The sequence below is a fragment of the Candidatus Spechtbacterales bacterium genome, assembly GCA_040879145.1.
Taxonomy (GTDB): Bacteria; Patescibacteriota; Minisyncoccia; order Spechtbacterales; family 2-12-FULL-38-22; genus JAWVZY01.
In genome coordinates, this window is sequence record JBBDKX010000012.1 from 21,133 (window position 1) to 35,382 (window position 14,250).

Consider the following 14,250-nt stretch of genomic DNA (forward strand, 5'->3'; position numbering starts at 1 on the left):
TAAAGCGCACCTATATCTTACTTTCATTGTAAGTTGTACAAATAATTAAGTCAGGACACTATATTATGATTTTTATGCACAAAACAAATAATAATCTGCGCTATCGTATGTTAATTATTCCTTTATGATCTCATGTATACGCAATACTTTGTCCAACATAGCCTTTGTCTCGTTCCAGTATGTAGATACTGTGCTTGATACACTTTTATAGGTTGTCTTAATCCTATCCGTGGACCACGATATCGCATTTTTCACGCTTACAATTCCTTTGTGAAACATATCCTGTCCCCAACTGAAAAATTGTGAAAATTTATCTCCAGGAATGTCTTTTAGGTTTTTTAGTTGCGGTACTACATCTGTAGTGCTTCCGGGCATAATAAAAAACGCTACGGTTACAAGTATTAGGATAAGAATTAATTTGTTCAGCAACATTATAATTTAAGATTTCTACGTACTATTGACAGTTATTATATTTTATTGTCTATTATGGTAAGTAGTCAAAAGGGTTCAGAGTCGCCCCAATTGGAAGTATTCCCGCTATACTGCTTGGTTTTGTTTGAAATGTACCCGGTGCATATACCATAAAGTGTGTATGCGGACCCGTAGAGTATCCCGTTGAATCCATATATCCTACTAATTGTCCCTGTTTTACAACTTGCCCTGTTCGTATGGGGCGCAATGAAGACATGTGGGTGTAAGCTGTCACAAGCCCGCTTGCATGTTCAACAGCTACCCAGTATCCGTAAGCGTAAGGAGAGCTTTCTACAGCTTTTATAACACCATCCTGCGCGGCGCGTATTGGTGTTCCAAGTCCGGACGCTATATCTACCCCATTGTGGAATCCCCCTTTCCCTCCATCGCAAGAAGGGTAAGAACCTCTGGCCCATGAGTTGTGTATACAGCCATACCCCTGGGTTATAACCCCTTCTGTGGGCCATTGCAAGAGTCCTTTGTTTACAGACGGCACACTGTTTGGGTCAAGTTCGCGCCTTAGTTTGTCTTCCAGTTCAAATATTTCAAGATTAATCTCCCGCTCTTTCGCTTTTATTTCTGCCAGGGTTTCCGCGTAACTCTCCTCCTGTTCCTTCGTCTGGTTTAAGAGCTGTTTTTGCTCTATAGTTTTTTGTTCCATTATCAATCTCTGGTCGCGTAAAACTAAAGCATCTTTTTCTAATCGCTCTTTTTCCACATCTAACTGTTTTTTTGACTGCACAAGTTCTTCTTTAAATTGTTTTAAATCCTGAAGTTTTTCATCTACCGTAGTTTGAAGTACTCTTCTTGCTTGTACTTCATTGAAAAAAGCTGAAAAATTATCATACTTAAAAACAAGCTCTATAATTGATTCCTGGTCCGTTTTGTATATATCCTGGAACAGCTCTGTCATTTGTTCTTTTGTTTTATCTATATTCTGTTCTTTTCGGGCAATTTCTAAATCTACTTTTTGAATTGCCAACTGAGTAGATAGTATCTCCTCTCTTTTAACACTGATTTTTGTCTGAAGTTTATATACCTCACTATTGAAATACGCTATATATTCCTGTAGAGTGCCCGCTTGTTCTTTTGTTTTTTGAAGATTTTTTTCTTGCTCGGCAGCCTCTTCCCGCAACTGTTTTAAAAGTTTCTCCTGTTCTTTAATTTTTTTCTCAAGATTTGTTATCTGGTTATTGGAATTTTTTTCTGTTTCAGGTTCATTGCTGTTTTCTGGTTCTTCTTCAGAAGCATCAGGTGTGATGTCGTTGCCATAAGAGTCGTACTGCGCGCTAACCACTCCCCTACCAAAGTAGAGACCTAAAATAAAAACTCCGCACAGTGCAATTAATACAACTTTTTTCATTTAACCTTTTTTACAGCTTGTTTATGGCTGTGTTTATACGCTTTAATGCCTCTTCTTTTCCAAGAACCTCTAATATTTCAAACGGACCGGGAGAGGCTTTCTTACCGGAAAGAGCTGCCCTAAGAGGCCAAAGAACTTGTCCCCTATCTCCTACCTGCGCCGGGCTGCCAGGCGCGGCAGGCAGGCCCGAGCTTTCCGCGTGTGGCATAATAATGTTTTCAATGTCTTCTTTTGTCCAGTCACTTTTCTCTATATTTTGTATTATAACACTTAATTCTTTAAGTTCCTTTATCGCTCCCTGTCTGTCTGATTTTTTCCATATCAAAAGTTCGCTTTCATATTTGGGCTCTTTAAATATAAATTCCAGACCCTCAGTTATATCCGACAATTTTTTTATTCGTTCATGTTCTAAGGTTATAACTTTTTTTAACCAGTCATAACTTCTTTCTTCTCCATTGGCGGTTATTTTTAAGGTATTTTTTTGGCGTACAAAAAAACCTTCTTTTTCAAGATATGGAACACAAAGTTCTGTTAACTCTTCTTTTGAGAGTTTTCTAATATATAAACTGTTCATCCAACTTAATTTTTCTACATCAAAGACAGCCCCTGATTTTTGAATGTCTGCTATGTCAAATTCTTGTATAATTTCATTCTTTTCCATTATCTCCTTCTCGTCCTCTTTTGGTCTCCAGCCCAGAAGCGCTAAAAAGTTGAACATGGCTTCCGGAAGATAGCCCTGTTCTTTGTATTCATATACGGATGTTGCCCCATGTCTTTTGCTTAATTTGCTTTTATCTCCGCCCAAAAGAAGAGGAATGTGGGCATACTTGGGACGCTGAAACCCTAATGCCTCCAAAATAAGAATTTGCCTCGGTGTGTTAGATATGTGGTCCTCCCCCCGTAGTATATGAGATATTTTCATTTCATGGTCGTCTATCACAACAGCAAGGTTGTATAACGGCTCTTTAGTACTTTTTGCTATTGAGAAATCTCCAAAATCAGGCGCGTTAAATTTTACCTCGTTTCGCACAAGGTCTGTAAATACTATTGATTCTTTAACGTCATTGCGAAAACGTACTATGGAATTATCAGGAATATCTTTTTGTGAAAGTTTTTTGTCTCTGTAGTCGCAAACGTGTTTAGGCGCCATTTTGGCTTGCATCTGTTTTTCGCGTTCTTTCTGGAGCTCTTCTTTGGCATGCCAACAGTAAAAGGCTTTTCCTGATTCCAGTAATTTTTGTATATATTTTTCGTATACATCCTCTCTTTCGCTTTGTCGGTAAAACTCATCCCACTCAAGTCCGAGCCACTCAAAACCTTTTAAAATATCTTCCTCCCATTTTTTTTCAGAACGCTCTTTGTCTGTATCTTCAATGCGCACTATAAACTTACCTTTGTAATGTTTTGCGAACAGGTAGTTAAATAGTGCCGTGCGCGCCGTACCCACATGCAAAGAACCTGTTGGCGAAGGAGCCATGCGTACGCGTATTTCTTTGTTTGATTTATCTTTATCCATTATAATTTTTTATTTATAATCCAGTATTAGCTGGGCTATTTGTGCCGCGGCCTCCGGTTTAGAAAAAGCCATTGCCGCCGCTTGTAGTTGTCGGTATTTTTCAGGATTGTTTATAATAGAATCTATTCTTTCCAATAAAAAGTCATCCGTTAAATTAGCTGAATCAAGAGCGTAACATGCTCCGATGGTCTGGTATATTTGAGCGTTTCTTTGTTGGTGGTCGTAAGCGGAGCCCGCAAGAGGGATAAGTATGCTTGGTTTTGCTGTGAGAGCGATTTCAAATATTGCTCCTGAGCCGGCTCTGGATATTACGATATTTGACAGAGCTAAGACTAATTTCATTTGAATTTCGTTTAAAGATGCTATTGGATGATAGGATGCGCCTCTTTCTGCCGGAAGCCTTTTTATGTATTCATATATTGCACCGTAATGCGCCTCTCCTGTTTGGTGTATTATTTCATATTTTTCTGTAAGTTTTGGCAGCATTGATATAACAAGAGTGTTTATTTGTTCGGCGCCCTGACTTCCTCCAAGAATTAGTATAATCGGTTTTTTTGTTGTTATGTTGAATTCTTTGTATGCTGTTGTAATGTCCCCTCCTCGCAAGTCTCGTGTAGGATTGCCTATGCGAACTACTTTATCTCCGCGTAATTCGGGGTAATCTCCCGGAAATGATACAACTATTTTTTTTGAAAATTTTGCGAGTACGCGGGTTGTAAGTCCTGATATGCTGTCAGATTCGTGAGATATAACAGGTATTCTAAAAAGCCATCCAATTACAACCACAGGAAAACTTCCGTACCCTCCTTTAGAAAAAATTATATCAGGCATGTAAAAGAACAAGTATATGTAGGATTGTACCAGGCCTATAAGTATTTTAGGCATATCAATAAGATATTGAAAAGAGAAATAACGCCGTAGTTTTCCTGTTACTATAGATTTTGGTTTTATATTATTGTCCGCAAAAAGTTGCTCGGCTCCGTTTGTAGAACCTATAAATATCATTTCCAGAGACTTTTTGTCACGTTGCGCTATTTTTTCAACCTCACGCGCCACGGCAATTATTGGAAATATGTGCCCACCGGTACCTCCTCCTGTGAATGCTATTTTCATATTTTATGATTTATTAACTTCTTTAGAAAGTTGCAACAATAACCCTACCGCCATTAGTGTAATTATTAATGATGAACTTCCGTAACTTATTAACGGCAACGTAACTCCTGTAAGAGGTACGATACCTATCATTGCTCCTATGTTTATAACTGCTTGTACGAAAAGCCATGTTGTTATTCCGGCTGCCGCAAATTTAGCAAAATCAGTGTTTGCACTACTTGCAATACGCATACCGCGCCATGCAATAATCGTAAAAAGAAGTATAACGATAGCCGCTCCTATAAAGCCGGTCTCTTCAGCCCATACAGCAAAAATTGAGTCGTTCATGGCAAGAGGCAGAAAGTTTTTCTGAGTACCCTGAAAAGGTCCCGCTCCCCAGATTTGCCCTGAGCCTACGGCTATTAGTATTTGGTTTATCTGGTACCCTATGCCAAAAGGGTCTGTTCTTGGATCAAGAAGGGTTTTTACGCGATTTACGCGGTATGGGGATATTTTAACAAATAGATACAAAGCAGCAACTCCTATACCCCCAATTGCCACCATCTCTTTTATTTTAGCACCCGCTGTGAAGTACATAGCTCCCGCAATTGCTACAACTATCCCAAGTGTGCTTAAATCGGGCTGGAGCATTAAGAGAAGCCCCATGCTTCCTAAAAGAACAATAAATGGGATAAAACTTTTTGCGCTACGCACCTCTTTAATATGCGATGCCAGCCATGCGCTAAAATATATTATAAAAGCAAGCTTTATTAATTCAGAGGGTTGAAACGTGGCGAACCCAAGATTTAGCCATCTTTTTGCTCCTCCTATTTCCAGTCCTAATCCCGGAACAAATATAAGCATCATTGCAAATACGGAGAGTAAAAAAATAGGTAAAGCTAATTTTTCCAGTTTTTTATACGGAAATTTATACATAACAAAACACATTATACCGCCTATTATAAATCCGTATGTAAATTGATGAACAAAGTACTCATAAATATTTTTAAAATTTCTGTTACTTTCTCCGGCTGAAGCTGAAAGAAGAGCAATTATACCTATAATTACAATTGCCCCAAATGTAAACAGGAGCACTTTGTCGGGTTGTTTATTTTTTCTTTTTGGCATATTTTTTCACTTCTTGAACAAATTTTTCACCGCGTTCAAATTCGTTTTTGAACATATTAAAACTTGCAGCCGCCGGTGAAAAAAGAACAATTTCAGGGTTAGAATCCATGCAAGCCTTTAATGCTTTCTCTAAATTTTCAACTTTTTGAAAATTTTTGTTCCATGTCCCTAGGCCTTTGGCCGGGATCTCGGTCGCCGAAGGCGACATAGGGATTTTCTGCTTACTGATCTCTGATTCTATTTTATCACTTGCTGTTCCCGGTAACAAAACCACAAAGTGCAGGTTTTTTATTTTTGTTCCAAATTTTTTGTAATCCAGATCCTTATCCTCCCCCCCGGATATTAAAGCGACTTTTTCACCCTTAAAATTTTCAACGGAACGCAGTGTGGCAAAGGGATTTGTTGCTGTTGTGTCATTATATATTTTTATGTTCTGTATTTTGGCAATAAGCTCTAATCGCCCCGGTAGTCCTTTAAAGTTTTTTATTTTTTCAAGAGCCTGCTTTTTGTCTATACCTAATATTTTAGATACTTTTAGGGCCATGCTTATGTTTTCTCTGTGCGTTATTTGCGAGTATTTATTCTCCACATCTGCCGGCGAGGAAATAATTACCTGTGATGGCGTATCTTTTCCTATATTTTTTAAAGTTTTTGGAAGTATCAAAAAATCGGATGTCGTTTGAAATTTAAATATATTTTTCTTTGCTTCTGTGTATTTTTCCATGCTGCCGTGGCGATTTAGATGATCTTCTTCTATGTTTGTTATAATGGCTATGTGGGGAGATTTTTTACTTGAATTAATATTCTCAAGTTGCCAGCTTGAAAGCTCAACGACACCCCAGTTGCGGGTGGCTTTATCCGCGTATTTTAACAAAGAAACACCGGGCATTCCCGCAATGTAAGCATTCGGGTCTTTTATTTTAAGAATCTCGTATATTACCCCCGTAGTTGAAGATTTTCCTTTTGTGCCTGTAACGCCTATAAGTTTATTTGTGTCTGCTATTTCAAAAAGTATTTCCGCGGAAGAATATATCGGAATATTATTTTTTCTTGCAATTTCCAGGTACTTTGAATTATTGGGTACTCCGGGATTTTTTAGTATCATATCAGCATCAATAAAATCTTTTGTTCTGTGTTTCCCCAGAACCCATTTTACGGGCACACCAGATGTCTTTAGTGTTTTGTTTATTTTTTCTATGGAGGGCCTGAGTTCTACCTCTTCTCGCAAGTCGGTTATTGTTAGTTTTGCTCCATGTTTAATAAAAAACAGGGCGTCTTCCACGCCCCCTCCAAGCAGACCTAAACCCATAAGGGTAATGTTTTTATTTTTAAAAATCATGACTTTGCAAGAATCTCACCCGCAACATTTTTTATCTTTCCTGAACTAAAGTTTTTGCGAAAACTACCCCCCCCCCTGGTATGAGATGTAAGGATGAGATTTAGAACTGTCTCTTCAGGGCTTTTGAGCTATTTCTCCCAATTTACTTCACAAAATAAGTAGGATTTATATTTCCCATAGCGATTATCATATCTGAATAAGAGTGCATATCCTCTAAGGAGTGTTATATTAAAATAGATTCGGATTTTATTTTGTATCCGGCATATCTACTAGCTATTATATCAAAATTTTGACTCTTTGCGGTTGTGTAAAAAAGCGTCTGTCCTTTTTTATTACTATTATTTAAGGATTTGTTTGCTTTTAAGACTTTTTTTGTCTGACGCGCTATGGCATCACCCGAGTCAAGCACCTTTATTTTTTTGCCCGTAATTATTTTAATTGTCTCTGTAATGAGTGGAAAATGAGTGCAGCCAAGAGCTAATGTATCCACATCTTTTGAAAGAAGTATGCTTAGTGGTTTTGAAAGAGCGGCAGAACTTTCTTTAAAATTACCAGTTTCTATTTCTTCCACTAAGTTAGGACATGCAATTACATAGACTTCTTTGTCCGATGCAAATTTTTCTATGAGCTCTGCCTGATACGGGCTTTCAGCTGTTTGAGGTGTGCACAGTACGCCTATTTTTCCGGTTTTTGTGAATTTGGCGCACGTCTTTATCACCGGAACCGTACCTACTATGGGTATATCAGGGTGCAATTGGCGCAAATATTCTAAAGCCGAAACAGTAGAAGTGTTGCATGCAATAATAATAAGTTTTACATTTTGTTGTTTAAACCATGAAACAATCCTGTCCCCTCTTTTGTGTATAGTTTCTGTATCCCGCAATCCATAGGGAAAATATTTTTTGTCAGCAACATAAATATAATCTTCATTGGGCAGAAGGTTTTTTACAGAGTTATAAATAGAAATCCCTCCGATGCCTGAATCATAAATACCTATAGCGGTCATACCTCCAGTATATAGTATATGGCGCTTAATATAAACAAAAACCCCCCGAAATATTCGAGGGGTAAAGGTGCTATTTAAGTTACCTGGGCTCAAGTTCACGCCATCCGGTTGGAAGTAGGGGTTTTCTTGTTATTTCTTTTTCTATAATCTCAATATATACATCTCGGGAAACATTAGACCGATACCCTTCTTTAATAAGCTCACCTCTTTTTTCTTCTGCTTCTTCGTGCGCATCAAAGGGTCCAAAAGATTCTTCTCGCACGCGTTTTGTTTCATATAATCCAATATTAGGACTATCGTGATAGATGCGATCTATTGTAAGTTTTACATAAAAATGTATTTCGATCAGATAGTTCATTATCTGCCTCCTTTGTCTGTACGGTTAAGCTCTTGTCTTTTCCTTTCAAGTTCTGCTTCCAGTTTTTTAATGTCATGACGCAATTCGTCTCCCCACGTCCTTCCTCTTCGCCAAAGGTTTTCTACTTTCCCATAGAGGGATCTTAAATTATCTGCTTCAAAGAAAGTTACTTCCTTTTCGTATACATGAATTTCAACCTCCCCACCTATATTAGTTTTATTTTTATATAGTTTCTGAAGTTCCCCCTTTTTTTCTTCCGCTTCCTCTTCCGTGTTGAAAGGGCCGTACTTTTCACTCTGCTTTGTTTTTCCACGGCTGTAGGTATATTTATCATATTCAATTTGACCTATCCAAAGCTCTGTATAAAAAATCACCTCTGTTACTGCAAACATATTGTCTCCTTTGTTTGTCAAATAACTTATATTTACATTTTGCTAAAACATTGCAAATAAATCAATAATTTTTCGTAAAAATACTGTACAAAAATATAGAAATGCTTTACATTAAGTAAATAAATGACATTAATTACTACGAAAATGATAGTAAAATTATGGATATATCAAGCATAAACGCAAATGAGAAAAAAGAAATACAGGAAGCATTATCGCTTTTCGGCCTTAACGACAATGAGCAAAATGTTTATCTTGAGCTTTTGGGAGTTGGTAAAATCACGCTTACTCCCCTATCGCGCATAGTGGGGCTGCCTTTGACAACAGTGCAGTCAATTTTAAAACGCCTTTCTGAGGCCGGGCTTGTGGAAACAACTTTTGTTAGATCGCGCAGAAGGTATATGGCTAAAGACCCAGCCGCGCTAAAAGAGGTGTTGTCGCAACAGCAGAAAGAAATATCAGCTGTGATTCCTTTACTGAAGAATTTGCAAAGCGAAAATATGGGTGCAGCGAAAGTCAAGGTTTATTTTAGAGAAAGTATTGCCGATATTTTAAATCAGGCGCTTGAGGCGAAAGATAAAACTATTTATGAGATAATGTCAGCGGGTGATTTTCAAAAAATTATGGGTGAAAGCTATCATTTTACAAAAAGGCGCCTTGAAAAAGGCGTGCATTTGAAAAGTTTGCGCATTGAAGAGCATGAGATAAAAAACTATTCAAAAGTAACGCACAAGCGTGAATTGCGCGAGGCAAAATTCCTGCCGCGAGAACTTACATTTCGCTCCTCTATTATGTTTTGGGACGATACAGTAGTCATATTTACAACAAAGCAAGAAGGGTTGTCACTGGTTATAGAAAGCAGAACCCTGCGTGAGACGTATCAACAGATTTTTGACCTCCTTTGGACAATAAGTCGCCCAATGGATACAGCAAAGGTTTAAAAAAACATTCCCACACTCTATATAGAGTGTGGGAATGTTTTTTTAAACACGACAATCGCTTGTCGTGTTTAACCAACTAAGCCTATTATGATACCCAGACCGGCACTTACTGCCGCCATTATCCAAAATCTCATAACTATTTTATGCTCAGGCCAGCCAATTGCCTGAAAGTGATGGTGTATAGGTGTTGAAAGAAAAAGCTTTTTCTTAAAAACTTTTTTCCAAAAGAGCTGCACTATAACAGAAAGAGATTCTACAACAAGCAGAAACCCTACTATAAGAAGGAGAAGTGCCTGGTCGGTCAATAATGCTATTATCCCCAGTGTTACCCCCAGCGACATTGAACCTGTGTCTCCCATAAAAAATCGCGCCGGCGGAACATTGAACCACAAAAAAGCAAGCAGAGAGCCTATGATTATAGCAACAAAGGCAGCCAGGTCATAACTACTCCCCATAAATGCCAGTACGCCATAACTTGCGAAAGCCATCATCAAAAGACCTCCCGCCAGGCCGTCTAATCCGTCTGCTTCATTTGTACTAAAAGCTGTTGCTACAAGTACAAGCATGAAAAACGGTATATACCAAAGACCAATATTAAAATCCCCGACAAAAGGAACATGTATCTCTGTCCATTCAAGTTTGAAATAAAACCACCATGCTCCCAAAATAGCTATTGCTGTATATAAAAGGAGTCGTTGCCTCATTCGTATCCCCCCTCCTTTGGGACCTATTTTAAAAATCCCTAAAAGATCATCCGCAAGCCCTATTAAAGCCGCGGTAAAGAAAGCCGCAAGCGGAAGATAAGTTTGGCCTCTGTTTAAAAAATTAAAGGGTGCAAGCAGGGAGTCGGGAAAAAATTTATCTATTCCCCAAAAAAATATAAGCATAACAAAAACCGTCCCCCATATTAAAATACCACCCATTGTAGGCGTTCCTTCTTTGTGTTGGTGAAGCTCCATAAAAATAGGCGCGTTTGCGTCTTTACGGATTCGTTTTCCTAATTTGTATTTATATAGAAAGTGTGTCAGTGCCGGAGTCCACAGTATTGTAAGCATGAAAGCAATACCGGCAAGACTTAGGACACGCACCAATTGAAGAGTGTTAAGTTCAAGCATGTTTTTATCCCGATACCGCCCGAATCTTTGATTCGCTTGCGGTATCGTGGATCCTCGACGCTATAACAAAATCAAAGATTTTGATAGCGTCGGGATTCGCTCCGCCTCACAAAATAGCTTTTAGCTTGTTAGCTTATTGTATTGCGCCGTAGGCGGAATTGGTTTTTAAAGCTGGAAGCTGACAGCTAATAGTTGAAAGCTAAAAGTGAGCCTGCCTGCCGGTTTACATGCCGATTGGCATGCAGGCAGGCCTGTCTGCATGCGTTCACGCACAGGCAGGCAAGGCGAGCTTATTCCTCCCAAATATATGCCTTCTTTACCCATTTAAGTAGTCTGGTTGTCTCTTGAACTCTGTCTGATGCATTTAAGACAACAACCATAAGGTAACGGGATTCGTTGGGTGTCCGTAAGACAATACTCATTGAAGGACCGGCTTCTTCTGTATATCCTGTTTTTCCCCCTATTACTCCCTCGTATGCCTCAAGCAGAGTGTTTAAGTTAATCCAATAGTGCACCATCTCTTTACCTTGTGTCTGTGTGGCATAGGATGAAGAAGCCATTATTGATGCAAGTTTTTCGTTTTGGGAAACAGTATAAAGTATTTTTGCAATACTGTTTGCTGAGGAAATATTTTGCGGACTCAAGCCTGTTGGTTCTTCAAAGTAAGTGTCTGAAATATCTAATTTCCGCATTTTGTGGTTCATGAGGGAAATAAAATCAAGAGAACCTTCAGATTTTGTTTCATTGTAATGTTCAAGTAATGCTACGCTGGCATCATTGCTTGATTCAAGTAGTAGAGCGTATAATAATTGTTCTACCGTAAGCTTTTCTCCTACAACTAATCCCCCTGCAGCTCCCTCTGTTCTTATCGCGCTTTGTGATATCGTAACGACCTCATCAAGACTCATGCTTTCATACGCAGTTAGAGCTGTTGCGAGTTTTGTTATACTTGCTATTGGCCGCACTGTAAAAACATCTTTCCCGTACAGTATTCTCCTTGTGGGCATTTCTATGGCCAGTGCTGAGGCGGCATCTATATCTTCAAATGGAATAGCCCAGTTCCTTGTAGGTAAAAGTTCCATTGCCGGATTGCTTCTCAAAAATCCTGAAAGCGTGGCATTCATTTGTATAGGTTTTGGCAACAATGCAGGTTTTGGATTGTACTGTTTTAAAAATTCATCCTGAGGTATAAGTTTTAACCGAAACTCTGAATTTTTCTGTGTATTTGTATTTTCTAATTCCGTATTTTCCGCATCTTGGAATGTTAAAGAAGCGAATAAGTCATTAAAGTTTAGATTTCCGTAAAAAAATACTAAAGATACAAGTACCGGAATAGAAACAACTACCCCTAAAATACCCAATACCTTTGGGTTCTTATCTTTAAGTTGTTTTAGTACTTTATTCACCAAGGGCGAATTAATCTTTTTTATTTTCATCCTTTTTTATTATATCTATACCTAATTCTTTAAGCTGTTTTTTTCCGACACTACTGGGCGCGTCCATAACAGAAGTTCTTCCCGAGCCTGTTTGGGGAAACGCCTGAACTTCGCGCAGATATTCTTCATTTCTTAATATCATAAGAAGGCGTTCAACGCCATAGGCAATTCCCCCGTGTGGCGGCGCGCCGTAACTAAAAGCCTCAAGCATGTGCCCAAAATCTTCTTTAGCGCTTTCTTCTGTATACCCCATAATTTTCAGTACCGCTTTAAGCACTTCGGGTTGATGCGCCCTTATGCTGCCTCCTCCAACCTCATATCCGTTGCATACAAGGTCGTACTGGGTTGTAAGTATACTCTCAATATTTTTCCCATCGTGAACATCTTTAAGAAATTCTTCCTTGGGCTGAGAAAACGGATTATGTGTAAATGTCCAGTTTCCATCTCCGTCTTTTTCAAAAAAAGGAAAGTCCACAACCCAGGCGAATGCAAGCACATTATTTTTTTTATCCTCTTCACTCCTGAGATCAAAACGGTCTTGTCCAAACTTTTCCATCGCTTCTTCGTAAGTGAAGACAGGAAAAGGCTCCTCCTTTATTTTTTGTCCCATAGATTTAAAAACAGTTGTAATCATCTCTTCGTTTAAAGCCATAACCTCATCTCTTTCAACAAAACTTACCTCAATGTCTATTTGCGTATGTTCAAAACCGCGGTCCGCTCTTAAATCCTCGTCTCGGACGGCACGGGCAATTTGAAAGTATTTTTCAAAACCCGCCACCATAAGTAGTTGCTTGTACTGCTGTGGTGATTGCGGTAGGGCGAAAAATTTTCCGGGTTGAAGGCGCGCCGGTACCAGGAAATCTCTGGCACCTTCAGGAGTAGATTTTGTCAGGAGCGGAGTTTCTATTTCGGTAAACCCCTTTTCAAACAAAAAATCGCGAGCTCGTCTTATAAGTTCGGATCGTAGTTTAATGTTTTCATTAACTCTTTTTCGCCTTAGGTCTAAGTATCTGTATTTAAGGCGTAATTCTTCTGATATGTCATAGCCATCAGAGTCTATAGGAAATGGTAAAGTTTCGGCTTTGTTTAGTACTGTAAATTCTTCAGCGGGAATCTCTACAGTACCGGTTTCTGTATCCGGATTCACCATGTTGTCTGGTCTTTTTTTGACTACTCCTGTTACTGAAACCACCCATTCGTCCCGAACGTTTTTTGCAGCCTCGTACGCCTCTTCATTTTTTGGAGTAATGACTACCTGGGCAATGCCGGAAGAATCACGAATATCTAAAAATATGAGCTTGCCATGGTCACGACGTGCGTCAACCCACCCGGATATAAGCACTTCTTCACCCTCTTTATTTGCTATATTTTGTATATTTACTCTGTTTTTCATCTTTTTATTCTTTTGTCTTAGGTAATTTCAAGGGAAGTTCTACAATAAAAGTACTGCCCTCTTCCTCCCCTTCGCTTTCTGCCCATATCCTGCCATTATGCCCTTCAACAATCATTTTTGCAACATATAATCCGAGCCCCGTGCCTGTTGCATTTTCTCTTTTACCCCTATTTCCCCTTTGAAAACTTTCAAATATAGAATCAATTTCACCAGGATCTATTCCAATACCGTTATCTTTTACATAAACCCTAACTTTTTTATTGTGAATATCCTCCTGCGCTATACGCACAGAAACTCCGCCCTCATTTGGTGTGTATTTTATAGCGTTATCTATAAGGTTACTTACAACTTGTGATATTTTATTTTCATCCATCTCTACATATAAAGGTTTTTCAGGTTTTTTCCAGTTGATTTCAATGTTTTTTGCCTGGGCAGATGTTTTTAAGTTTATGACTATCTCATCTACCATTTCCACAATATCCGTACTTAAGAAGCTATATTCAAGGGTTCCTTTTTCCGCGCGGGACAAATTAAGAAAATCATTTATAAGAGCAAGCATTCCTTCATTTGAGCGATACGCCTTACTTATCACTGCGAGTTGTTTCTCACTTAACTTGCCAAAACTCCCCTCTCTTAACATGGAAAGATATCCCTTTAAAATGGAGACCGGTGTTCGTAACTGATGGGATGCAATAGAAAGAAA

At 38.7% G+C, this 14,250-nt stretch carries 14 protein-coding genes; 1 reads left to right on the forward strand and 13 read right to left on the reverse strand.

The features are described 5' to 3' along the window. Window positions 1–114: 114 nt before the first annotated feature. The 9 genes from WDZ40_01320 to WDZ40_01360 form a co-directional block, all read right to left on the reverse strand. Window positions 115–432 carry a hypothetical protein gene (locus WDZ40_01320; GenBank protein ID MEX0877486.1) on the reverse strand — a complete coding sequence of 106 codons (318 nt, stop codon included), beginning with the start codon at window positions 430–432 and terminating at the stop codon, window positions 115–117. A 52-nt stretch (window positions 433–484) separates the two neighbouring features. Then, a complete protein-coding gene (locus WDZ40_01325) occupies window positions 485–1,834 on the reverse strand; it encodes a peptidoglycan DD-metalloendopeptidase family protein (GenBank protein ID MEX0877487.1) in 1,350 nt (449 codons plus the stop codon). Window positions 1,835–1,844: 10 nt separating this feature from the next. Continuing rightward, complete coding sequence (gene gltX, locus WDZ40_01330; protein ID MEX0877488.1) at window positions 1,845–3,350, reverse strand: glutamate--tRNA ligase; 1,506 nt, start codon at window positions 3,348–3,350, stop codon at window positions 1,845–1,847. Between the two features lie 9 nt (window positions 3,351–3,359). Then, window positions 3,360–4,463 (reverse strand): UDP-N-acetylglucosamine--N-acetylmuramyl-(pentapeptide) pyrophosphoryl-undecaprenol N-acetylglucosamine transferase, encoded by a 1,104-nt coding sequence (locus WDZ40_01335; GenBank protein ID MEX0877489.1) that lies wholly within the window; start codon window positions 4,461–4,463, stop codon window positions 3,360–3,362. Between the two features lie 3 nt (window positions 4,464–4,466). Next, a complete protein-coding gene (ftsW, locus tag WDZ40_01340; GenBank protein ID MEX0877490.1) occupies window positions 4,467–5,570 on the reverse strand; it encodes a putative lipid II flippase FtsW in 1,104 nt (367 codons plus the stop codon). Next, window positions 5,551–6,909 carry a Mur ligase family protein gene (locus tag WDZ40_01345; GenBank protein MEX0877491.1) on the reverse strand — a complete coding sequence of 453 codons (1,359 nt, stop codon included), beginning with the start codon at window positions 6,907–6,909 and terminating at the stop codon, window positions 5,551–5,553. Before WDZ40_01345 ends, ftsW begins: the two co-directional genes overlap by 20 nt. Window positions 6,910–7,132: 223 nt before the next feature. Further along, a complete protein-coding gene (gene murI, locus WDZ40_01350) occupies window positions 7,133–7,915 on the reverse strand; it encodes a glutamate racemase (protein MEX0877492.1) in 783 nt (260 codons plus the stop codon). Window positions 7,916–7,994: 79 nt separating this feature from the next. Then, complete coding sequence (locus tag WDZ40_01355) at window positions 7,995–8,273, reverse strand: hypothetical protein (protein ID MEX0877493.1); 279 nt, start codon at window positions 8,271–8,273, stop codon at window positions 7,995–7,997. After that, window positions 8,273–8,665, reverse strand: a complete 393-nt coding sequence (locus WDZ40_01360; protein ID MEX0877494.1) for a hypothetical protein — start codon at window positions 8,663–8,665, stop codon at window positions 8,273–8,275. Before WDZ40_01360 ends, WDZ40_01355 begins: the two co-directional genes overlap by 1 nt. A gap of 158 nt (window positions 8,666–8,823) precedes the next feature. On the opposite strand from WDZ40_01360, the gene WDZ40_01365 reads away from it, so the two are divergent. Then, a complete protein-coding gene (locus tag WDZ40_01365) occupies window positions 8,824–9,603 on the forward strand; it encodes a helix-turn-helix domain-containing protein (protein ID MEX0877495.1) in 780 nt (259 codons plus the stop codon). Between the two features lie 68 nt (window positions 9,604–9,671). Here the strand turns inward: WDZ40_01365 and mraY are convergent, their stop codons facing one another. From mraY to WDZ40_01385, 4 genes are all read right to left on the reverse strand, one after another. Beyond that, window positions 9,672–10,718, reverse strand: coding sequence for a phospho-N-acetylmuramoyl-pentapeptide-transferase (mraY, locus tag WDZ40_01370; GenBank protein ID MEX0877496.1), 1,047 nt, complete (start codon window positions 10,716–10,718; stop codon window positions 9,672–9,674). 290 nt (window positions 10,719–11,008) lie between these two features. Further along, complete coding sequence (locus WDZ40_01375) at window positions 11,009–12,154, reverse strand: serine hydrolase (GenBank protein ID MEX0877497.1); 1,146 nt, start codon at window positions 12,152–12,154, stop codon at window positions 11,009–11,011. Beyond that, entirely contained in the window at window positions 12,135–13,547 is a 1,413-nt protein-coding gene (gene aspS / locus WDZ40_01380; GenBank protein ID MEX0877498.1) for an aspartate--tRNA ligase, read from the reverse strand. Before aspS ends, WDZ40_01375 begins: the two co-directional genes overlap by 20 nt. A 4-nt stretch (window positions 13,548–13,551) precedes the next feature. After that, a partial coding sequence (locus WDZ40_01385; protein MEX0877499.1) for a HAMP domain-containing sensor histidine kinase occupies window positions 13,552–14,250 on the reverse strand: 699 nt, incomplete at its 5' end.